This window comes from Sphingomonas sp. Leaf230, assembly GCF_001421745.1.
Classification (GTDB): domain Bacteria; phylum Pseudomonadota; class Alphaproteobacteria; order Sphingomonadales; family Sphingomonadaceae; genus Sphingomonas.
Map to the genome: position 1 here is coordinate 416970 of NZ_LMKW01000009.1, position 21620 is coordinate 438589.

At 65.9% G+C, this 21620-nt stretch carries 18 protein-coding genes and 1 tRNA gene; 9 read left to right on the top strand and 10 right to left on the bottom strand.

The window, feature by feature from the left end:
* Positions 1-18 precede the first annotated feature (18 nt).
* On the bottom strand, positions 19-2301 hold the full coding sequence (locus tag ASE82_RS11035) for an ATP-dependent helicase (protein ID WP_056063409.1): 2283 nt from the start codon (positions 2299-2301) through the stop codon (positions 19-21).
* A 109-nt stretch (positions 2302-2410) separates the two neighbouring features.
* Here ASE82_RS11035 and ASE82_RS11040 point away from each other — a divergent pair, with 109 nt between their 5' ends.
* The 4 genes from ASE82_RS11040 (at position 2411) to ASE82_RS11055 (ending at position 6386) form a co-directional block, all read left to right on the top strand.
* A complete protein-coding gene (locus ASE82_RS11040; protein ID WP_056062825.1) occupies positions 2411-2806 on the top strand; it encodes a GFA family protein in 396 nt (131 codons plus the stop codon).
* Positions 2807-3008: 202 nt separating this feature from the next.
* On the top strand, positions 3009-3338 hold the full coding sequence (locus ASE82_RS11045; protein WP_056062828.1) for a UrcA family protein: 330 nt from the start codon (positions 3009-3011) through the stop codon (positions 3336-3338).
* Positions 3339-3592: 254 nt separating this feature from the next.
* Positions 3593-5260 carry an inorganic phosphate transporter gene (locus tag ASE82_RS11050; RefSeq protein ID WP_082441440.1) on the top strand — a complete coding sequence of 556 codons (1668 nt, stop codon included), beginning with the start codon at positions 3593-3595 and terminating at the stop codon, positions 5258-5260.
* A 220-nt stretch (positions 5261-5480) separates the two neighbouring features.
* Positions 5481-6386 (top strand): hypothetical protein, encoded by a 906-nt coding sequence (locus tag ASE82_RS11055; RefSeq protein WP_235524666.1) that lies wholly within the window; start codon positions 5481-5483, stop codon positions 6384-6386.
* Here ASE82_RS11055 and ASE82_RS11060 read toward each other — a convergent pair.
* On the bottom strand, positions 6302-7546 hold the full coding sequence (locus ASE82_RS11060) for a glycosyltransferase family 4 protein (protein WP_056062834.1): 1245 nt from the start codon (positions 7544-7546) through the stop codon (positions 6302-6304). The genes ASE82_RS11055 and ASE82_RS11060 overlap by 85 nt on opposite strands.
* Before the next feature lie 141 nt (positions 7547-7687).
* On the opposite strand from ASE82_RS11060, the gene ASE82_RS11065 reads away from it, so the two are divergent.
* Positions 7688-9781, top strand: coding sequence for an HAD-IIB family hydrolase (locus ASE82_RS11065; RefSeq protein WP_056062838.1), 2094 nt, complete (start codon positions 7688-7690; stop codon positions 9779-9781).
* A complete protein-coding gene (locus ASE82_RS11070; protein WP_056062841.1) occupies positions 9778-10644 on the top strand; it encodes a glycosyltransferase family 2 protein in 867 nt (288 codons plus the stop codon). The genes ASE82_RS11065 and ASE82_RS11070 overlap by 4 nt, the downstream gene beginning before the upstream one ends.
* Before the next feature lie 59 nt (positions 10645-10703).
* Here the strand turns inward: ASE82_RS11070 and ASE82_RS11075 are convergent, their stop codons facing one another.
* Positions 10704-11804 (bottom strand): glycosyltransferase, encoded by a 1101-nt coding sequence (locus ASE82_RS11075; RefSeq protein WP_056063415.1) that lies wholly within the window; start codon positions 11802-11804, stop codon positions 10704-10706.
* Positions 11801-12628, bottom strand: coding sequence for a hypothetical protein (locus tag ASE82_RS11080; RefSeq protein ID WP_056062844.1), 828 nt, complete (start codon positions 12626-12628; stop codon positions 11801-11803). Before ASE82_RS11080 ends, ASE82_RS11075 begins: the two co-directional genes overlap by 4 nt.
* A 251-nt stretch (positions 12629-12879) precedes the next feature.
* Between ASE82_RS11080 and ASE82_RS11085 the strand changes: the two genes are divergently transcribed.
* A complete protein-coding gene (locus ASE82_RS11085) occupies positions 12880-13722 on the top strand; it encodes an amidohydrolase family protein (RefSeq protein ID WP_056062846.1) in 843 nt (280 codons plus the stop codon).
* On the opposite strand, the gene ASE82_RS11090 is transcribed toward ASE82_RS11085, so the two are convergent.
* The 6 genes from ASE82_RS11090 to moaA all read right to left on the bottom strand — a co-directional run bounded on the left by ASE82_RS11090 (position 13719) and on the right by moaA (position 19391).
* Positions 13719-15155 carry a mannitol dehydrogenase family protein gene (locus ASE82_RS11090; RefSeq protein ID WP_235524668.1) on the bottom strand — a complete coding sequence of 479 codons (1437 nt, stop codon included), beginning with the start codon at positions 15153-15155 and terminating at the stop codon, positions 13719-13721. The genes ASE82_RS11085 and ASE82_RS11090 overlap by 4 nt on opposite strands.
* Positions 15152-16630, bottom strand: coding sequence for a UxaA family hydrolase (locus ASE82_RS11095; protein WP_056062853.1), 1479 nt, complete (start codon positions 16628-16630; stop codon positions 15152-15154). Before ASE82_RS11095 ends, ASE82_RS11090 begins: the two co-directional genes overlap by 4 nt.
* Positions 16631-16865: 235 nt before the next feature.
* Positions 16866-17117, bottom strand: coding sequence for a hypothetical protein (locus ASE82_RS11100; protein WP_235524669.1), 252 nt, complete (start codon positions 17115-17117; stop codon positions 16866-16868).
* Positions 17118-17438: 321 nt separating this feature from the next.
* Positions 17439-17513, bottom strand: a tRNA-Asn gene (locus ASE82_RS11105).
* Between the two features lie 88 nt (positions 17514-17601).
* Entirely contained in the window at positions 17602-18381 is a 780-nt protein-coding gene (locus tag ASE82_RS11110; RefSeq protein WP_056062860.1) for an NAD kinase, read from the bottom strand.
* Positions 18378-19391: a GTP 3',8-cyclase MoaA gene (gene moaA, locus ASE82_RS11115; RefSeq protein WP_056062863.1), complete on the bottom strand. Its 1014-nt coding sequence runs from the start codon at positions 19389-19391 to the stop codon at positions 18378-18380. Before moaA ends, ASE82_RS11110 begins: the two co-directional genes overlap by 4 nt.
* Positions 19392-19515: 124 nt before the next feature.
* On the opposite strand from moaA, the gene ASE82_RS11120 reads away from it, so the two are divergent.
* Both ASE82_RS11120 and ASE82_RS11125 read left to right on the top strand, forming a co-directional pair.
* Entirely contained in the window at positions 19516-21189 is a 1674-nt protein-coding gene (locus ASE82_RS11120) for an EAL domain-containing response regulator (RefSeq protein WP_235524670.1), read from the top strand.
* On the top strand, positions 21186-21611 hold the full coding sequence (locus ASE82_RS11125; RefSeq protein ID WP_162236738.1) for a YybH family protein: 426 nt from the start codon (positions 21186-21188) through the stop codon (positions 21609-21611). The genes ASE82_RS11120 and ASE82_RS11125 overlap by 4 nt, the downstream gene beginning before the upstream one ends.
* Positions 21612-21620: the final 9 nt, after the last annotated feature.

Genomic DNA, 21620 nt, shown 5'->3' on the forward strand with positions numbered 1-21620 from the left:
TTTTCCCGGTTGATGCCGTTAGGGCGTGAGTGTCACGAAGCTGTCCATCACGCGCTTGCGGCCGGACTGTTCGAAGTCGATCTCCAGCTTGTTGCCTTCGATCTCGGCGATCGCGCCGTAGCCGAACTTCTGGTGGAACACGCGCATGCCGAGCGACAGGTCGTCGCGGCCCTTGTTGCCGAGGCTGATCGCGCTGGAGCGGCTTTCGACGACGCGGGCGGGTTTGGTGGAGAAGGTGCTGCCGGTGCCCGACGCGCGTTGCCAGCCGGGGCCGCGGCCGGTGCCGCGGGCGACGTCGGCGAACGGATCGGCGCGGTCGGACCAGTTGGCCTGCCACAGGCTCGCGCCGCCCGACATCGTGGTTTCGGTGTCGATATGCTCAGACGGGAGTTCGGCGACGAAGCGCGAGGGGATCGACGAGTTCCACTGGCCATAGATGCGGCGGTTGGCGGCGTGGATGATGACCGCAAGCCGGCGTGCGCGCGTGATCGCGACATAGGCGAGGCGGCGCTCCTCTTCGAGGCTCTTCACGCCGCCTTCGTCCAGGGAACGCTGCGACGGGAACAGGCCTTCCTCCCAGCCGACCAGGAATACGGTGTCGTATTCGAGGCCCTTGGCGGCGTGGATGGTCATGATCGTGACCTGTGGATCTTGCGCGCCGCCCTCGTTGTCCATCACGAGCGACACGTGTTCGAGGAACGCGCCGAGCGAGTCGTACTCCTCCATCGCGCGGACGAGCTCGCTGAGGTTCTCCAGGCGCCCGGTGGCCTCGACCGATTTCTCGGCCTGGTACATCGCGGTGTAGCCGCTTTCGTCAAGCAGCTGGCGAGCGAGTTCGGCGTGCGGCAGGCTGGTCGCCATATCGCGCCAGCGGGCGATGTCGCCGACTAGGCGTCCGAGCGACTTCTTCGCCGCGCCGGTCAGTTCGTCGGTGTCGAGGATGCGCGCGGCGGCGGTGGTCAGCGGCGTCCCGGTGGCGCGCGCGAGCTGATGGATGCGCGCGACCGCCTTGTCGCCGAGGCCGCGCTTGGGGACGTTGACGATGCGTTCGAACGCGAGGTCATCGGCCGGCTGGTTGACGACGCGGAGGTACGCCAGCGCATCGCGGATTTCGGCGCGTTCGTAGAAGCGGAAGCCGCCGACGATCTTGTACGGCATGCCGATCGCGATGAAGCGGTCCTCGAACTCGCGCGTCTGGTGCTGCGCGCGGACCAGGATCGCGACCTCGTCGAGCGACTTGCCCGAGCGACGGACGATGTCGATCTCCTCGCCGACGCGGCGCGCTTCCTCGGGGCCGTCCCAGACGCCGATGACCTTCACCTTCTCGCCGACGTCGCGTTCGGTCCAGAGCTGCTTGCCGAGCCGTCCGCCATTGTTGGCGATCACGCCCGACGCGGCGCCGAGAATATGCGGCGTGCTGCGGTAATTCTGTTCGAGGCGGATGACCTTCGCGCCCGGAAAGTCGCGTTCGAACTTCAGGATGTTCTCGACCTGCGCGCCGCGCCACGAATAGATCGACTGGTCGTCGTCGCCGACGCAGGCGATGTTCTTGCGCTCCTGCGCGAGCAGCCGAAGCCAGAGATATTGCGACGAGTTGGTGTCCTGATACTCGTCGACCATGATGTATTTGAAGCGCTGCTGGTACAGGCTCAGCACGTTGCGGTGCGTCTTCAGGATGACCAGCATGTGCAGTAGCAGGTCGCCGAAATCGCACGCATTGAGCGCGATCAGCCGCGCCTGATATTGCTGGTACAGCTCGCCGCCGCGACCGTTGGCGTAGCGCTCGCTCTCGCCCGCATCGATGTCCGCGGGGACGAGGCCCTTGTTCTTCCACTGGTCGATCAGCCCGGCGAGGCTGCGGGTCGGAAAGCGCTTCTCGTCGATGTCCGCGGCGAGGATGAGCTGCTTGAGCAAACGCAACTGATCGTCGGTATCGAGGATGGTGAAGTTCGATTGCAGCCCGACGAGTTCGGCGTGGCGCCGCAGCATCTTCGCGGCGATCGCGTGGAACGTGCCGAGCCACGGCATGCCCTCGACCGCGTCGCCGACCAGCCGACCGACCCGCTGGCGCATCTCGCGCGCGGCCTTGTTGGTGAAGGTGACGCTGAGGATCTCGGACGGCCATGCCTTCTTGGTGAAGACCAGATGCGCGAGGCGGGCGGTGAGCGCCGCGGTCTTGCCCGTGCCGGCGCCTGCGATGATCAGGACGGGCCCGTCGGTGGTCAGCACCGCCTCACGCTGCGGCGGATTAAGGCCGCGCAGATAGGGAGGCTCTGCTTGCGGCGCGGACGTTTGGGCGATCTGGTTCACCGGTGAACAGGTAGGGAACGGGTGGCGATGGGGCAAGCGGGTATGGCTTGCGCGGTTCGACGATACGTGGAACAAGTTGAGAACATAGAGGGAGGCGGGCATGCTGGCGGGACGATGTCATTGCGGAGCGATCAGCTATGTCGCGGAGGGCGAGCCCGAGCATCACGCGCTGTGCCATTGCGGCGATTGCCGGCGAAGCGCGGGTGCGCCGATGGTAGGCTGGATCGCATTCAGGTCCGAGCAGGTGACCATCTCGGGCGATCCGATGACGTATGAATCGTCGGCGAGCGGTCGGCGTCAATTCTGCGGACGGTGCGGGACGGGACTGTTCTATACCAATGCCGAGTATCTGCCGGGGATCATCGACGTTCAATCCTGTACGCTGGACGATCCCGAGGCGGTCGCGCCGGGTGCGCATATCCAGGTGGCTGACCGATTGGCGTGGATGGCGGATGTTGCCGCTCTGCCTGCGTTCGAGCGATATCCGGGGATGTGACCTAACGCCTCATCTAGAGTTTCGGCGCGTCGTCGGACCGACGCCAAACCGTCGCGCGAGCGTAACGAACCACGGGTAGGGGATGCGTAGCGACGTGGTTCGTCGTCGGAGATGCCGCACCCAGAAAGGTGTCCCGACGCGCTGGCGCCGTCGCCCGCAGGCATCGCCTTGCGGACCGCAGGACCATTTGAGGAACATCATCATGAAGCTTTTCATCAGCGTCGCTTCGGCGGCGATCGTCGGCGCTTGCCTGTTTTCCACGGGTGCTTCCGCGAGTTCCGGGCGCGACCCGGTATCGGTGCGTGTGTCGCGCGCCGGGCTCGACCTGACCAGCGACGCCGGGCGCACCGCGTTCCAACGCAGGTTGCGTTCGGCGATCACGAGCGCTTGCCAATCGCACGGTGCCGGCCTCGCGGCGCTCGCCGACGCGCAGCAATGCCGCAAGGAAATGACCGCGGATGCGGACGTGAAGATGGCCACATTGTTCGGCCGCAATGGCATGCAGCTTGCCAGCATCGGTGAAGTTCGGTGAATTAACTTACTCACGTCCAACGAAGTCGGTTCCGAACGATCCTCCCCCGCAGGAGGGAGGTGGCGCCGAAGGCGACGGAGGGGAAGGACACGGAACGCACGTTGTCCTCTGCCTCCCCCTCCGTCTGGCGAGGGCCAGCCACCTCCCCCTGGCGGGGGAGGATTGTAGGGGGCGACGTCCCAAATAGGGTCGAACGATCGCTTGATTTACATCTGTCATAAGATTGTCATCGTAAGGGCCGACTGCACATTCCTATGGCAACCTCCACATTTGCACCCGATGCGGTGACGGCTGATTCGAGCGCTACCGCTGCGCCGCATACCGGTCCCAAGCTCGATCATTCGCTGCATCCGTCCGGGCGCTGGATATTCCTCGCCGTGCTGATCGGCGGGCTTGCCTATGCGGGGTTCAGCATCGCCTTCGATACCGCGCAGGTCGGCGAGAGCCTGGCGGGCGGGGCGTTCGCGTTCCTCGCGCTCGCGCTGCTGATCGCGCTCGGGTTCGAGTTCGTGAACGGGTTCCACGACACCGCCAACGCGGTCGCCACCGTCATTTATACGCATTCGATGCCCGCGCCGCTCGCGGTCGTCTGGTCGGGGTTCTTCAATTTCCTCGGCGTGATGCTGTCGTCGGGCGCCGTGGCGTATTCGATCGTCACGTTGTTGCCGGTCGACCTGATCCTGAACGTCGGCAGCGTCGGCGGGTTCGCGATGATCTTCGCGCTGCTGCTCGCGGCGATCCTGTGGAACCTCGCGACCTGGGCGGTCGGGCTGCCCAATTCGTCGAGCCATGCGCTGATCGGCTCGATCCTCGGCGTCGGCCTTGCCAACCAGATCATCAATGGCGGCGGCGCGGACGGCACGTCGGGCGTCGACATGGTGCAGGTCTGGAAAGTTCTCTCCGCACTCGCGTTCAGCCCGATCGTCGGGTTCGTCGGCGCGCTCGTGCTGCTGCTCGTGATGAAGGCCTTCCTGCACGACAAGAAACTGTACGAGGCGCCGGAGGGCCAGACGCCGCCGCCACGCGGCATCCGCGCGCTGTTGATCGGCACCTGCACGGCGGTCAGCTTCGCGCATGGCAGCAATGACGGCCAGAAGGGGATGGGGCTGATCATGCTCATCCTTATCGGCTGCGCGCCGACCGCCTATGCGCTGAACCGGACGATGCCCGAGAGCGCGATGCCCGCATTCGTGCAGTCGGCGCAGGCTGCATCGGCCGCGTACCGCGCGCATGCCGGCGGCGCGCCGGCCGACGTCGCCACGTCGCGTGCGCAGGTTACGCAGGCACTGAAGACCAAGCATGTCGCCGACCCGGTCATCTATGCCGCGCTGGCGACGCTGTCGGACGACGTGTCGAGCCGGATCGAAAGCTATGGCTCGCTCGGCAAGGTGCCCGCCGCGGCGACCCCGAACCTGCGCAACGACATGTACCTCGTGCTCGATACGACCAAGCTGATCGCCGAGGACAAAGCCGCGCAGAGCCGGTTCACCGTGCAGGAGATCACGACGCTCAAGAGCTACAATAGCGGGCTCGAGCAGGGCACGCGCTACATCCCGACCTGGGTGAAGGTCACCGTTGCGCTGGCGCTGGGGCTGGGGACGATGGTCGGGTGGAAGCGGATCGTCGTCACCGTCGGCGAGCGGATCGGCAAGACGTATTTGACCTACGGCATGGGCGCGTCGGCCGAGCTGGTCGCGGCGGCGACGATCCTGCTGGCGGTGAAATACGGCATGCCGGTGTCGACCACGCATATCCTGTCGTCGGGTGTGGCGGGTGCGAGCGTTGCGAACGGCGCCGGTTTGCAGCGGCGCACGGTCATGAACATGGCGCTGGCGTGGGTGATGACGCTGCCGGTGGCGATGCTGCTGTCGGGCGGGCTGTATTGGCTGCTGCTGACGCTAGCGCATTCGCTGGGGTACTGAGCGGGCGCTTGATCCTCCCCTGTAAGGGGAGGTGGCTGGCTCTTGCCAGACGGAGGGGTGTCGCCCTGAGTTGTTGGCGGATACCCCTCCGTCAGTCCCTATGAGCCTGCCACCTCCCCCGATGGGGGAGGATGTAGGTAGGGCGGAACCGGTCCTTAGCGCCGCGGGTTGCCGGAAAATGCGATTACGATGCTCGATCTGTGGGAACTGGGACTGGCTCGTGCGCGAGGATTGGTTCGAGTGTAGCCACTGCCGCCTGCTTGTTCGCGACGCGAACGAGGTCGGTGCGGTTGCCGACGAGATCGTCGCGCGGTTGCGAAGCGGGCTTGTCGACCTACAGCGCGATCCTGCGGAGCGCTGGATGCTCGACCCAGCCGGTTTGCGGAACGCGGCGTGGCGGTTCGGGTTCGAGGTGGAGCCGGTCGCCGTCGCGCGGGGCGATGTCCGCTTTCCCCCTGATTACCGTCCAGCCCAAGCGCGTTCGGCTCCCGCGACGACTGTGCCGCACGCGATAGGGCTCGGCATCATGGCGCGGCCCGCCGACGCCAACGACATCGTCGAGATCGCGACACACTATCGCACCGCGTTTGCCCGGATCGTCGTCCTGCTCGACGGCACGGCAGACGAGGCAGGGGAAATCGCAGCGCAGGTCCCGTGGATCGAGGTCGCCCATCACCCTCTCACCGGCGATTTTGCCGCGCAGCGCAACCGCCTTCAGGACACGATGCAGACCCGCTGGGTCTTGCAAATCGATACCGACGAGCGCCCCGACGGCGCGTTGCTCGACGCGCTCGGCTGGCTAGTCGCGGCGGCGGATCGCGACGGGTTGCGCTCGCTCGGCCTGCCGCGCCGCAACCTCGTCGATGGGGTGCAGTCCGCGTCCTATCCGGACATCCAGTACCGCCTCAACCGCAGCGACATCCGCTTTGCCGGGCGCGTCCACGAACGGCCGGTCGTGCCGTTCGTCGAGAGTTCGCTAGCGCTGGCGGGTGCGCTCGAACACAGGCTCGACGGCGAGCGGGTGCGTGAGCGGACGCGGATCTACGAGGCGATGTCGACCGGCGCGGGCAGGCCGGAGGACGAGGCGTTGCTGCTCGCCCCCTTCGACCCGATCGCGGTGCGATAGACCGCGGTCGTCTGCGCGGACAGGGTATCGCGCGTGAACATCCCCGACGCTTGGCGGCTCGCCGCAGCGTAATGCTGACGCAATGCCGGGTCCTCGATCAGCCGCTGGATCTGCGTGGCTAGGTCGTCGCCGGTGCAGGTCTTGGCCAGCAATCCTGCACCGCTTTCGCCGATGAACAGCCGTGCGCTCGGATCCTCGGCGCAGGCGACGACCGGTCGGCCGAACATCATCGCCTCCTGGTACACCAGCCCGAAGCTCTCGTAGCGTGAGGGTGCGACGATGACGTGCGCCGCGCTCATCAGGTCGTGCAACATCTGTTCGTCGACACGGTGATGGCATCGCAGCCGCGCACGAGCAGTGGACGGGAGCGCCTTCACGTCGTCCGCATGCACGCCAACGATCGTGAGGCGGAAATCGCGCATCCCGGCATCCGCACGCCGCGCAAGGATCCTCAGCGCCATGATCAGGGCATCGAACCCCTTGCGGTGCTCATCACGTCCGACGAACAGCAGTTCGATCGGCTGGTCCTCGGGGATATCGTCGGGATAGGCTGCGGCCGTTCCTCGTGCAACGATCTCCGGCGGCAGGCTGAGGCCGATGACCGCGTGGCGCCCGGTTGGTCCGGGGGCCTCGACACCGTACAGATGGGCGATCTTCTCGCCGTGGAGCTGCGTGTTCGAGACCAGCGCCTTGCTGAAGCGCGCTGCGACCTGCTCCGCAAGCATCGCCGCGCGCCGATCGAACCGGTCGCGGAGACTGGTTACCGTCTCTGCCGAGGTCGCTGCTGGGGTCGAGTTTCTCGTCACCAGCGGCGCGGGGCCGGTGAGCGCGATCGCCAGTCCTGGTGCGTACCAATTGGTTGCCTCGACCACGTCAAACGGTGCCCGTCGGTGCTCGCGCGCGACCGCTCGACGGAACGCGAACGGCGCGACGAGGTGCCCGATACCCGCAATCTTGCGGAGGCGCGCGGCGAACGATCCCTCGCGCAGACCGCAACCGATGACCGACACCCGGCCGTCGTGGCTGTCCTCGCGCCGGTCCATAGTGAAGACCCAGACGTCGTTGCCAGACTGTGCCAACGACTGCGCTATCTCGCGCGCGGCGCGAGTAAGTCCGCTCTTTTCAGGAGGATAGGCCCAGGTGAGTAGAGCGATTCTCACAGCGATCGATCACCGAGCGAACGAAGCACCGCAGGGAACGTAATAACCTGCGTCAATACCGGCATGTAAAGTATCATCGGCCCGGAACTCGGCAACCCCGTGAGCGGTTCCTTACGTGAATTGCAGATGAACGGGGGAAGGGTGTTCGTACTACATATCGCGTTGCAGGGGTGTTTACGCGCAACCGACGTCGAATACGGAATCACCGCGGATACCGGGGGCCATATCCGGTACCTTCTCGATCTCGTCGCTGCCAGCGGCCGCAATCCGGCGATCGACCGCATGGAAATCGTTACGCGTGCATTCCATCATGCGGCGTATGCCGAATGCTATGCCGAACCGATCGAGACGATCGACGGCACGACGCGTATCGTCCGATTGCTGACCGCGTCCGATGCGTATCTCGTCAAGGAAGACCTGTGGACCGAGCATGACAGCCTGGTCGAGGCTTTGGTGGCGCATATCGCCACGCTCGATCGCGCGCCCGACGTCATGCACGCGCACTATGCCGATGCCGGACTGATTGCGGCGCGCGTTTCTGCAAGGACCGGCATCCCCTATGTTTTCACCGCGCATTCGCTCGGCCGGGTGAAGCTTGCCGCGTTCGATCGTGAGTGTGCGGAAACCGCGGGCCTCGATCGCCGGATCGCGATCGAAGAAGAAGCCATCGCCGGGGCGGCCGCGATCATCGCGTCGTCGCGTGACGAGGCCGAAGTCCAGTATGCCGATTATGATGCGTATGATCCAGGCCGGATCCGAGTGTTCGCGCCGGGTAGCGATCTCAAGCAGTTCGCGAACTGTGGCACCGATGCTCGCGTCGATGCGCTGATCAATCGGTTCCTCGACGATCCCGCCAAGCCGGTAATCCTCGCGATTGCGCGCCCGGTGACCAAGAAGAACCTTGCGGCGCTCGTCCACGCTTATGGCCGGTCACCCGCGCTTCAGGCCGCGGCTAACCTCGCGATCCTGGCGGGCACGCGTGACGACAGTGCGACGCTGGAGCCCGAGATCCGCGACAACATCGCCGAGCTGTTGCAGTTGATCGACCGCTACGACCTGTACGGCAAGGTCGCCTATCCGAAACAGCACCGGCCGGACGATATCGCCGCGGTCTATGCTCATGCTCGAACCCGGCGCGGCGTCTTCGTCAATCCGGCGCTCAACGAACCGTTCGGGCTGACTTTGCTCGAAGCGGCGGCGAGCGGCCTGCCGGTGGTCGCGACCGACAGCGGCGGTCCGAACGATATCGTCGAGACCTGCGGCAACGGCATTCTCGTCGATCCGCGTTCGCCTAGCGCCATCACCGATGCGATCCTGAAGATATTAGACGATCCGGCGCTGTGGTCGCGCTACTCAGCGGCAGGATCGGTAGCGATCCGCGCCTATGACTGGGACCGGCACGTACAGCTTTATACCGGGTTGCTCGCAGAGGTCGTGAACGCCGCGCCTGCGGCCACGGACCGGAAGCCGGAATTGTTGTTGGTGTCGGACATCGACGGAACGCTGCTCGGCTGTGCAAAAGGCGTCGATGATTTCACCGCGTGGCACGACGCGCAGACCGATGTCGCGTTCGCGATCGCGACGGGGCGCAGCTTCCACAGCGCAATGGCGGTGCTCGGGCAGCATGATGCGCCACGCCCCGAAATCCTGATCACTTCGGTCGGCTCGGAGATCTATTACCGGACGGTACGCGGGGCCGTGTACGACCGCGATACCGAATGGGACGGGATCATCGCTGCCGGTTGGGACCGCGAGGCGGTCGCCGCGCTGATCGGGCAACATGCCGGACTGACGCCGCAGAGCCCGCTCGAACAGCGCCGGTTCAAGCTCAGCTATTTTGCCAATGGCGACATTGCGGCGGCCGAGCGGGTGCGGGCTTTGCTGGCGGAACACGGTCACAGTTGCTCGATCATCCAGAGCCACGGTCGCTATCTCGACATCCTGCCGCATGCCGCATCGAAGGGTACCGCGGTCGAGCATGTCCGCCGTCGCCTCGGTCTCGAACCGCGACAGGTGATCGTCGCGGGCGACAGCGGCAACGATATCGAAATGCTGCGATCGTCACGCCACGCGATCATCGTCGGCAATTATTCGGATGGGTTAGGGTCGCGCGCGGACTTGGCGCACGGCTATGTCGCGATCGGCCATCACGCGCGCGGCGTGATCGAAGGCGTCGCGTTCTTCCGCGAGGCCGCGGCTGGGATCGACGTCGAGGGTATCAGGAAGGCATCGTGACGTCCTCGACGGTCAGCGTGCTGACGCTGGTACGCGGTCGCCGCGCGCATCTGGTGAACCTGATCGCCGGCCTCAACGCATCGACGCGCAAGCCTGACGAATTGGTGATCGCGTACATGCAGGATGCGCCGTACGCCGATCTCCCGCCGACCGACTTTCCGGTGCGCGCGGTGTTCGTCGCGGGGGAGGCGATGCCGTTGGCGGCGGCGCGTAACCACGCGGCGGCGGCTGCGCGTGGGGATCAGCTGATCTTCCTGGACGTCGATTGCGTCCCTGCGCCGACGTTGGTCGAACGCTATGCGGCTACGGCGATCGAGCCGGGCGGTATTCGGTTGGGCGAGGTGCTGTATCTCCCCGCTGGCGCGATCGATGCCGGGCTGGACTGGGAAATGCTCGACCGGGTCGGCCTGCGTCACCCGGCCAAGCCGCCGATCGCGCCCGATGAAATACGCCCGACACCGAGCCATGGCGAGCTCTGGGGCCTGTCGTTCGCGATCTCCGCGGCGGACTGGACGAGGGCCGGGGGGATGGACGAGCGCTATGTCGGCTATGGCGGCGAAGAAACCGACTTTGCCGCGCGGCTCGAGCGTGCCGGAGTGCCGATGTGGTGGGTCGGCGGTGCGCGGGCGTATCACCAGCATCATGTCGTGCACACGCCGGCCTACCAGCATTTCGATGCGATCGTCCGCAACGCTCGGCTGTTTCGCGGCACCTGGGGGAGGTGGTGCATGGACTATTGGCTTGGGCATTTCGCCGAGCGCGGGCTGATCGCCTGGGATGCGGATACGATTACCGTGTTGCGGGCGCCGACTGCGGACGAGGTGGCCGCGTCGAGGATGCCGCCGGAGGTTTTGTTTAGCTGAGATGCTGCGGAACGTTTCGATCCTCCCCTGGCGGGGGAGGATCGACTAGCGCTCGATTTCTAAGCGGGCGCCCAAAGCGAGACGGCCAGTCCTTCCAGATAATCCGCGGCGACCTTGGCCGCATCCGCGTCGTACAGGTCCGCGAGCGAGACCGGATCGAGTGCCTTCGCCTCGTCGAGGATACCGCGCCATGGTGCCAGTGCGCCGGGCCATGACGGTAGCGCGACCGCAGCGCCAAGCTCCGCGAGACGCTCCGCCTTCCGGGTCTGTTCGCCGAAATACCGCCATTCGGGCGCGCAGACATAAGGCCGACCGACGCGGGCGATCTCGTGCACCGTGTTGTCGCCGGCCGATGCGATGACGACGTCGGCGGCGGCGATGTGATCGGTGACGCCGGGGACCCAGCCGAGTTCGACGAGATTGCCGAAGTCAGTCTCGTGCCCCTCGCGGTGGACCGGCCCGAGCACCAGCCACAGCGCATCCGGCACCGCGCGCGCCGCCATCGTCAGCGGCGCGTAGGGCGTGCCCGCACCGCCGCCGCCGGTGAGGACGACGATGATTTCCTTGGTCGGATCGAGGCCGAGCTTGGCGCGCGCTTCTTCCTTGGTCGGAACGGGATCCACGGTCGTGCACAGGCCGCCTGCGTAGCACGTGTTGGCGCGGACCCAGTCCGGCGTGTCCGCCTGTTCGAGTGCCTCGCCGAACGGTGCGAGCAGGCCCACGCTTGCCTGGTAGGCGCCCAGATGACCCGGATCGAGCCGGTCGCCGTGCATCCGGATGCTGATTGCGGGTACGCTCGCGATCCGCGCTAGCAGCGCGATCTCGGCGGAGACGTCGACGACGAACAGCGCCGGATCGACGTCGTCGAGATGGTCGACGATCGTTCGCATCGTCGCGCGCGTCTTTGCCACGCCGAGCGGGACGCAGTGCATTACCTCGGGCGTCGCCTGCGCGAACAGCCCCGGCGTCGGCACCGGCGCGCCGATCATGTCGGGCAGCGCGGCAATCGTGATCGGCCGCTCGAACCCGTCGAACAACGACGGCTTGGCGGTCAGGATCGTCACCGCGCGCTCGGCAGGCAGCTCGCGGATGATCGCCATCGCACGGTTGGCGTGGCCGCGACCCTGGTGGTGGATGAAGAACGTGATCGGCTTGGTCATGCCGAACATTGTACCGATCCGGCCTCCGAAGGCGATTGATATCGATCAGCATAGTTCGCGCTCAGTCCGAATGCCGCCTCGACCTCGGGATCAAGCCACGCGGTGATGTGTTCGGCATCAGCAGGCGCGAGTTCGGGATAAGCCGTCGGAACATAGGGCGCATAGCCTTGCCCCTTGTAGCTGGTGATCGGCACATATTCTTCGCGCCGCGGGATCCCGGTCGCCTCGGACAACGCCTCGACGAACGCCAACGGTGCTCGCGCGAACGCATCATAGCCGAGCAACGCGACGTTGTGCGTCCGGTTGGTCAACGACGCCCAGTGGCGCAGCTTCGCGGTGCGCTTGGCGATGCAATTGGCGAAGCGTTCGCCGGTTTCCGGATCGCGCTCGTGCAGCATCTCGTCGCCCTGCATTGGGTGCCCCGGCTCGATGGGACCGAAATGATCGTCCCAATAACTGTGCCACTGGCTGCGGATGAACACGTCGAACGGCTCCGCCTTGAGGTCCGGGTGCGCGTGCCACGGCTGGCGGTGAAGGCTACGGGTCCAGTCGAACGCGTCGCGCGCGACCACCAGCACCAGCGTATCCTTCACGAACAACGTCTGCGGCGGCACGAACCAGTGCTTGAAGCCGAAATCCTCGGTGATCGTCACGCTCGGCATGTTCGCCTCGATCGCGCGCGTGACGAGGTTGGTCCCGCTGCATCGCTGGCCGTAAACCTGGACTCGCGTGATCGGCACGTCGCCGCGTTTCAGTATACGCAGGCCATCCAAAGGCTGGAGCCAGTTCAAGGGTTTAACGTGCGGTTTGGCGGGCGTCGACATGGGGAATGCCGCTAGCGCCGACTCGTGTCCGGTACAACCATCGCGCCGGGAAACGCGTCAATGGTCGTGATGGTATTTAAAAAGCGGAGATCATCCGGACGGTCCGCGGCAACGGCTATATTTTCAAGCCAACGGTCGTCGGGAAGTAGCGCTCGGTCAAAGCAACACGTCGGTCCGATTGCTGCGCCGGCGTGCACGCGGTACGTTCTTCGGATGCAGACACAACCGACAAGCCAGGCGCGGATCGCCGCGTGACTCGTATCGACGCGCACCAGCATTTCTGGTCCTATTCGGCGTCTGCGTTCGACTGGATCGATTGCGACAGCGTGCTCGCCCGGGACTTTTCGCCTGCCGATCTGATGCCATTGCTGGACGGCGCTGCGATCGATGGTTGTATCGCGGTACAGGCGCGGCAGAGCGAGGCCGAGACCGACTGGTTGTTGGAACTCGCGGCTGCGCATCCGCGGATCATGGGCGTGGTCGGCTGGGTCGATCTGCGGGCCGACAACATTGCGCAGCGGCTGGAGACGCGGTCGGGATCGTCCAAGCTGGCTGGGTTTCGGCATATCGTCCAGGACGAGCCGGACGACGATTTCCTGCTGACACCCGACTTCGTTCGCGGGGTGCGGGCGAGCGTGGAGCGCGGTTTCAGCTACGACATTCTCGTCAAACCCCGCCAGGCGATCCATGTCCGTCGCTTCTGCGATCTGGTCGCGGCGGGGCGTACAACGGCGCCGCGGCTGATCCTCGATCATGGTGCGAAGCCCGACATCGCGCGCGGTGGCTGGCAGCCCTGGGCGGACGCGATCGCCGACATGGCGCAGGTGCCGTCGCTTTATTGCAAGATATCCGGGCTCGTCACGGAGGCGGATCACGCGACGTGGACGGTAGACCAGATCGCGCGGTATCTCGATCACCTGCTTGCGTGCTTCGGCCCCGATCGTTTGATCTTCGGCTCCGACTGGCCGGTCTGCCGCCTTGCCGCCGAGTATCGCCAGGTCGTCGACCTGATCGACGGATTGGTCACGCGCGCTTGCTCGGAGGCGCGGGACGCGATCTTCGGTGGCAATGCTCGGGCGGCGTACGGGGTCTAGAGGTTCACGCCCGACCAGTCGCCGCGGCTGATCCGTTCCGCCGCATCGGCGATCGCGGACCGGGCGGCTGCGTCGTCGCGGAGTTCGGGGGGGAAGCCCAGTCCCGAGTCGATCAGGCGCGCGACGACCTCGCTCGGCGTTCCATCGCGTGCTGCGTCCGCCAGGTGATCGCCGGCTGGATCGACGATCGGAATATTGTCGCGGGTGCGCTGCATCAGGAACGCTACCCACGCGCCGAGCGCGGTGACGACGCCCGCGGGCATGCGACCCGCGCGGCGGTTTGCGACCAGTGTGTCACCTAGCCGGTAGGGTAGCTTCTGCGATCCGTCCTGCGCGATCTGGTCGAGCCGGTGGACGATGACCGGGTTGCGGAACCGCTGGAGCACGGCGGCGCGGTAGGCATCCAGGTCGAGGCCGGGGGTGCTGGGCAGCATCGGAATGATGTCGTCGCGGATCATCGCGTCGACGAACCCGGCGAGCGCCGCATCGTTCATCGCGTCCGCCACGCTCGCCGCGCCGCGGAACAGGCCGACATAAGCGAGCGTCGAATGCGCGCCGTTGAGAATGCGCAACTTCGCCTTCTCGTAGCTGGCGACGTCGGTTGTGATCGTGGCGCCGACCGACGCGAGATCGGGGCCGAGCGGCGTGCCGATGTCCTCGATCACCCACTGTGCAAAGGATTCGCGTTGGACCGCGGCGAGGTCTTCGAGCCCGATCGCTTGGGCTACGTCGTCGTAGAGAGCAGGATCGGACGCGGGCGTGATCGAATCGACCATCGTCGACGGGACGCGCACTTCGCCGGCGATCCAGTCCGCCAGATCCGTATCGCCCACGCGCGCGAAGGCGACCAGGGCGGCGTGGAGCTTGGCGCCGTTGCTGGCGAGATTGTCGCATGGCATCGGCACGAACGGCGCGATCCGCGCATTTCGGCGCGCGGCGAGGCCTGCGACTAGCCATCCGACCAGGCTGCGCGGCGTTGTCGTCCCGGCGAGGTCATGGACGATATCGGCATGCGACAGGTCGAGTGTGCCGTTGGCGGCAAGGCAATAGCCCTTCTCGGTCACGGTCGAGGTCACAAGCCGTACCGCGGGATCGGCGAGCAGCGAATGTGTTTCTGCGGCGTCGTCGGGTCCGAGGAATCGGCGATGTGCCCCAATTACCCGGTTCGACGACTCGGCGTCGCGGATCGCGAGCGTGTAGAGTCCGTCCTGCTCGGCGAGTGCTGCGACCGTCCGCTTGCTGCGCATCGAGACTGCGGCAATGCCCCAGCGTAGATCATGGTCCAGCAGCGCGTCGATATACGCCGCCTGATGCGCGCGGTGGAATGCGCCCGGCCCGAAATGAACGATGCCGATCGAGGGGAGGGGGCGGCCTCGAGGGCTCTGGATCGTCGCTGCAAGCTGGTCGAGCGTCGCATGGGTCAGTCGTGTCAAAGCGTTACTCCACGTTTCCATATCGCGATTTCGCGTTCGCCATTGCGCTCGGCGGCGGTCTCGCGGCCCGATGCGATCGCGGCGATGCAGTCGAGCAACGCCGTTTCGGCCGAGGCGAACCCCTGGTCGAGGACCTGCCCGGCGTCGAAATCGATCCAGCCCGGCTTGCGCTGGGCAAGGTCGCTGTTCGACGCGATCTTGATCGTCGGTACGGGAAAGCCGAGCGGGGTGCCGCGTCCCGTCGTGAACAGGATCACGGTCGCGCCGGCGGCTGCGAGGGCGGTCGAGGATACCGCGTCGTTGCCGGGCGCCTCCAGCATCGTCAGCCCGTCGGTCCGTGCCTGCGCGCCATAGCCGATGACGTCGACGATCGGCGAGCGGCCGGCTTTCTGCACGGCGCCCAGCGACTTTTCCTCCAGCGTCGTGATTCCGCCGACGACGTTGCCGGGCGACGGGTTCTCCGACACCGGCTCGCCATGGTCGATGAAATATTGCTTGAAGCCGTTCACGACGCCGACGATCGCGTCGAACACCGAAACGTCGGCAGCGCGGTTCATCAGCGCCTGTTCCGCACCGAACATCTCGGGAATTTCGGTGAAGATCACGCGGCCGCCGGCGCCGACGACCTCGTCGCTCATCCGGCCTACCAGCGGGTTGGCGGTCAGCCCTGACAAGCCGTCGGACCCGCCGCACTTCACGCCGAGCACGAGCCGGTCGAGCCCGACCTCCTGCCGTTCGCAGGCCGCCAACGCCGCCAGTTCCTCGACCAGCGCGATGCCTTCCTCGACCTCGTCGACGCTCAGCTGTGCCGTCAGCGTGCGGATTGCCGGGCGTCGCCATGCGGGGATCGCCTCGACCAGCGCATTGATCTGGTTCTCCTCGCAGCCGAGTCCGACGATCAGCACGCCGCCGGCATTGGGATGGCAGGCGAGGCTCGCGAGGATCTGGCGCGTGCCGTCGAGATCGTGGCCGAGTTGCGAACAGCCGTGCGGGTGGCTGAACGCGTGGACGCCGTCGATCTTGCCGGCCAAGGTCGCCCCGGCCCTGGTGGCGATCCGCTCGGCGGTCCGCGCGACGCATCCGACGGTGGGGAGTATCCAGATCTCGTTGCGCGTGCCGACCCGGCCGTCAGGACGAACGTAACCGTGGAAGGTCGTATGGCGGGGGGATGCCGCGACCGGCTCATCCGTTGGGGCGAAACCGTAATCGAGCGTGCCGGCCAATCCGGTCGACAGGTTCTGACTGTGGACATGATCGCCCGGTGCGATGGTGTCCGTCGCCCGCCCGATCGAATAGCCGTATTTCGTCACGTCCGCCCCGGGTGCGATCGCGTCGAGTGCGATCTTGTGGCCGCGCGGAACGGCCTGCGTCAGGGTGAGCAGGGCGTCGCCGGTATCGATCCGGTCGCCGATATCGCAGTCGCGCAGCAGCGTCGCGACGCTGTCGCCTGCGCGGACTATTACTGCATCGACCATTCCGAACCCTCCGCCCCGTTTTCCCGTGCAGGACCGCATAGTATCAAATCGGCGCACGACGCACGAATAAAGCTATCGGGTAGCATCATCGGATCGAGCAGGGCGCGCGTGTCTCCGCTACGATTATTGGTAGTTCGGCGCTTTTTGAGGGCCAACGGCAATGAAGTGCGTGTCTCGACGCGGCTTCAGCCGAGCCCAAGTCGATTGGACCGGTGCATGACACCGGTCCAACAGATTAGTTGCTGTCGGAATCGTCGCCATCGTCGATCGCGAGATACAGACCACCACCGACCGCAACGGCGGCAAGAGCGATGATAATGAAACCGCCGTCGGCGACTTTGGATTTCTTGACGGTCGGCGTACCGACGCGTGCCGACTTGATCGTCGAGAGGCTGGATGCCGGGTTGGCGGAAGCCGCGTTCGCTGCAACTGGTGCGGCGAGCAGCATGAGGCCAGCCGATGCCGTGGTAAGTGACTTAAGAAACATGAAATCTCCACTGTTTGAGTAAGACTTCATCCTAAACCACAAAGTATCTTAACATGAAATAAGTTTCATGAACTAAAGAATGTTCGTCAGACCTAAGTGTCGGTAGAAGCTACGAATTTGCGCGAATACCCGCCAAATGCCGCCCATCACGAACGCGTCCCGCCCGGGATCTGCTTTGAGCTTGGACTTTTAGGCATCTGGGGGGAGCGGCAGGTCAGACGTCGTCGCAAGAATGACCGAAACTGGCTGAAGGCATTTGCAAAGGGGGTTCCGGCCTACCGGCATCTCGCGAAGAAGCGAGGACTTGTCCGGCTAAAAAAATGGCTCCCTGAGTAGGATTCGAACCTACGGCCACTCGATTAACAGTCGAGAGCTCTACCGCTGAGCTATCAGGGAACGTTGCCGGAGGCGGCTCTATAAACGGCCGGTCGGACGATGCAAGCGCGTTTCGCCGCAAAAATGCAAAGTCCGCGATAAACCGCGTTCAGGCGACGAACTGTTCCATCGTGATCCGGTCGTCGAGCGCGTGCTCGGGATCGAACAGCAGCGTGAGTTCGCGGGCGCGGTCCATGCAGATGTCGACCTGCGCGACGTCGCGGATCTCGCGCTGGTCGGCGACCGCGGAGACGGGGCGCTTGCCGGGGTCGAGCACGCGGATGCGGATGCGGGCCTTGTCGGGTAGGATGGCGCCACGCCAGCGTCGTGGGCGGAACGGGCTGATCGGGGTCAGCGCGACCATGCCCGAGCCGAGCGGCAGGATCGGACCGTGCGCGGAGAGATTGTACGCGGTCGAGCCGGCCGGCGTGGCGACGAGGATGCCGTCGCAGGCGAGTTCGGCGAGGACGACGCGGTCGTTCACCGTCACTTCGAGATTGGCGGTCTGGCGGGTCTCGCGCAGGAACGAGACTTCGTTGATCGCGGGCAGCGTGTGCGTCCGGCCATCGACGCCGATCGCGGTCATGCTGAGCGGGATGACCTTGAACGGTTTCGCGCGCTCCAGCCGGTCGGTGAGGCCGTGGTGGCGCCATTCGTTCATCAGGAAGCCGACCGTGCCCAGGTTCATACCGAATACGGGGACGGGCGGCTTGCGGCGCTCCAGCATCGTGTGCAGCGTCTGGAGCATGAACCCGTCGCCGCCGAGCGCGATGATGACGTCCGCGTCCTCGACCGGCACCCACTCGCCCATGTCGGCGAGCTCCGCTTCGGCGGCACGAGCAGGCGGGGTATTGGACGCGACCAGCGCCCGCCGCTCGTATCGGCTCATCCGCCGGTGACGCTCATGTGGCGTGCGACCGCGGGTCCTTCGCCCTGGCCGATGCGGAAGTCATGCGCCTTGGGCTTGGCGAACAGACCAGCGTCGATCGCTTCGTCGAGACCAGCGGTGCCACCTTCGCGCAATGCCGCCTTCAGGTCGACCTGATCGTCATGGCCCAGGCACATGTACAGCTTGCCCTCGGTGGTCAGGCGCACCCGGTTGCAGCCTTCGCAGAAATTGGCGGTCAGTGGCGAGATCAGGCCGAGGCGCGTGCGCGTGCCGTCGACGTTCCAATAGCGTGCGGGGCCGCCGGTCTTGTGCGCGTCGCGGGCAAGCGTGAACTGTTGGCCAAGGTCATCGAACACCTTGGTCAGCGGCAGGAAGCGGTCGGTACGGTCCTCATCGATCGCGCCGAGCGGCATCGTCTCGATCAGCGACAGGTCAAAGCCCTCATCGCGACACCAGGCGAGCATCGGTGCGATCTCGTCCTCGTTGAAGCCTTTCAGCGCGACCATGTTGATCTTGATCGCAAGCCCCGCGTCGCGTGCGGCGTAGATCCCGCCGATCACCTGCGACACGTCGCCGTGGCGGGTGATGTAGCGGAACCGCTCGGGATCGCGGCTGTCCATGCTGACGTTGACGCGGCGGATGCCAGCGTCGACCATCGCCTCGGCATGCTGCGCGAGGCGCGTGCCGTTGGTGGTCATCGTCAGCTCTTCCAAGCCCGATCCGATGTTGTGACCCAGGCGCTGGACCAGTTCGGCGACGTCGCGACGCACGAGCGGCTCACCGCCAGACAAGCGAATCTTCGTCACGCCGCGCGCGATGAAACGCTCGGCGATGATCGCGATCTCTTCGAGGCTCAGCAGCTTGCTGCGCGGCAGGAACGTCATCTTTTCGGACATGCAGTACCGGCAGCGCAGATCGCAGCGATCGGTCACCGAAATCCGCAGATACTTGATCGTGCGACCATGCGTATCGCGCAGCGGCTTTTGCTCGAGGGTGGGCGCGATCGTCATCTCCTCCGAGCTAAGACCTGACTGTCCCACTAACAAGGCCAGATCGGCTGGTATTGGATTGGCGCGCGGCGATACGGCGGCTAGGCTCGCACCGATCGAGCGAGGTGCGACGGATATGGAAGACATGCAGATCGCAACGACGCTGTTCGCGGTATCGTTCCGTCAACGTGATGAGATCGCGGAGATTTTGGCAAGCGCAGGCGCAGGTGCGGGCTGGCAGGCGGCGGTCGTGAGCGATGCCGATGGGTTGGAAAGCCGGTTCCTGGGGAGTGGTGCCGCGGTCGCGTTGATCGATGCGCGCGGTGCGCTCGACGACGGACTTTCGGCGACGCGCAGGCTGGGCGGGTTGGTCGCCACCAACGGTGCGGCCTTGCTGGTGCTGGTATCGCGCGGCGATGTCGAGGCGATCGGCGAGTTCTTCGATGCGGGCGCGACGCAATTCCTGGCTAGTCCGGCCAGCGAAGGCGAACTCGTCCAGGCGCTGCGGTTCGCGGGGCGCCACGCCGCCCGCGCATCCGGCGGCGCGATCGATCGGCGCGGCATACCGGGCGCATCGCACTATGACAGGGAGACCGGCGAAGCGCGGCGCTGGATCGTCAGCCGTATCGCCGAGGAGCGGCCGGTGGCGGTGGTGCTGGTCGCGCTGTCGCGCCTCGACATCGTAAATGCGGCGCATGGCCGTCCCGCGGTGGATGGCCTGATCGAAGCCGCGGTGTTGCGCGCGGAGACGGTCGCGCGCCAGGCGATCGGCGTGGATGCGATGGTCGCGCGGCTTGGCGGGTCGGAGTTCGTGCTCGTGATCGAGGCGGCCGGTGCGGCGGTGACGGCGGCGATCACCGCGCTGGATGCCGCCCTCGCGCGGCCGTTCGCGGTGGCGGATACGCGCGCCGTGCTAGGGTGCCGCTTCGGCGTGGCGCAGCGCCAGCCGGGCGACGATGCGGCGGCGTTGCTGCGCCGGGCGAGCGAGGCGCTGGCCGAGGCGAAGGCGAGCGACGGATCGGTGCTCCACGTCGCGCTGCCCGACGGCGTCGCGCCGATCGACGCGCTTGCGATCGACCTGCACCATGCGATCGAGCGCGACGAGATCGACCTGCGCTGGCAGCCGCAGGTCGAGATCGCGAGCGGCGAGATCACGGGGGTCGAGGCCTTGGCGCGCTGGAACCACCGGGCGCTCGGGCCGCTCGGCGCGGATACGCTGTTCGACGCCGCCGACCGCGCCGATCTGGGCATCGCGTTGTCGGACCACATCCAGCGGCTGGTGCTGGCGCGTGCGGTCGCGTGGCCGGAGGTTCTGGGGACATTGCGCGTGTCGCTGAACCTGACCGCGGCGGATATCACGCGGCCGGGGTTTGCGGCGCTGTTCCTCGCGCGGATCGACGAGAGCGGCTTCCCGCGCGGGCGGCTGACGGTCGAGATTACCGAGACAGGGTTGATCGAGGATCTGGCGGCGGCATCGGCACTGCTGGCGGAACTGCGTGGGGCAGGGTGCCGGGTGGCGATCGACGATTTCGGGACGGGCTATTCCAGTCTCGCCTATCTGAAGTCGCTGCCGCTCGATTACGTGAAGATCGACAAGTCGCTGGTGCGAGACATCGACGGCAGCGCGCGCGACCGCGTGGTGGTCGCCGGCGCGATCACGATGGCGCGTTCGCTGGGGCTCGCGGTGATCGCCGAGGGGGTCGAGCGGCCGTCGCAGCTCGAACTGCTCGCCGCGGGTGGATGCAGCCTGTACCAGGGCTTCCTGCTGTCCGAGCCGGTCGGCGAGGCGGCCTTGCTCGAACTGATGGCGAGAGAATGATGCGTACCCTGATGCTACCCCTCGCGATCGTCGCGATCGCAGCACCCGCGATCGCGCAGACGCCCGCCGAAATCGCGATCCGCAAGGGCATGGAAGCGAGCGGGGCGGGCTGGAACGCGGGCGATCTCGCGCGGTTCATGGACATCTATGCCGAGGACGCGGTGTTCGTGACGCCGAAGGGATTGCTTCGCGGCAAGCCGGCGATTTCGGATAAATACCGGTCCAGCTTCAGCGGCACGGGCAATGCGCGCGGCAAGCTGTCGTTCGCGTTCCTGGAGATGCGCGGTCTGGATCCGGCGCATGCGATGCTGTTCGCACGGTGGACGCTGACCGGGGCGTCGACCAGCGAATCGGGCATGACGACTTTGGTGTTCGAACGGCGTGGCGGCGCGTGGAAGATCATTTCGGACCACAGCAGCTGAATGTCCGAC

Bases quoted from the DNA above. Each gene is read 5' to 3' on its own strand.
- ASE82_RS11120 (WP_235524670.1), top strand. From the start codon at position 19,516: ATGCAGATCGCAACGACGCTGTTCGCGGTATCGTTCCGTCAACGTGAT.
- ASE82_RS11080 (WP_056062844.1), bottom strand. From the start codon at position 12,628: ATGTCGACGCCCGCCAAACCGCACGTTAAACCCTTGAACTGGCTCCAG.
- ASE82_RS11125 (WP_162236738.1), top strand. From the start codon at position 21,186: ATGATGCGTACCCTGATGCTACCCCTCGCGATCGTCGCGATCGCAGCA.
- ASE82_RS11100 (WP_235524669.1), bottom strand. From the start codon at position 17,117: ATGTTTCTTAAGTCACTTACCACGGCATCGGCTGGCCTCATGCTGCTC.
- ASE82_RS11045 (WP_056062828.1), top strand. From the start codon at position 3,009: ATGAAGCTTTTCATCAGCGTCGCTTCGGCGGCGATCGTCGGCGCTTGC.
- ASE82_RS11095 (WP_056062853.1), bottom strand. From the start codon at position 16,630: ATGGTCGATGCAGTAATAGTCCGCGCAGGCGACAGCGTCGCGACGCTG.
- ASE82_RS11040 (WP_056062825.1), top strand. From the start codon at position 2,411: ATGCTGGCGGGACGATGTCATTGCGGAGCGATCAGCTATGTCGCGGAG.
- ASE82_RS11075 (WP_056063415.1), bottom strand. From the start codon at position 11,804: ATGACCAAGCCGATCACGTTCTTCATCCACCACCAGGGTCGCGGCCAC.
- ASE82_RS11050 (WP_082441440.1), top strand. From the start codon at position 3,593: ATGGCAACCTCCACATTTGCACCCGATGCGGTGACGGCTGATTCGAGC.
- moaA (WP_056062863.1), bottom strand. From the start codon at position 19,391: ATGACGATCGCGCCCACCCTCGAGCAAAAGCCGCTGCGCGATACGCAT.
- ASE82_RS11110 (WP_056062860.1), bottom strand. From the start codon at position 18,381: ATGAGCCGATACGAGCGGCGGGCGCTGGTCGCGTCCAATACCCCGCCT.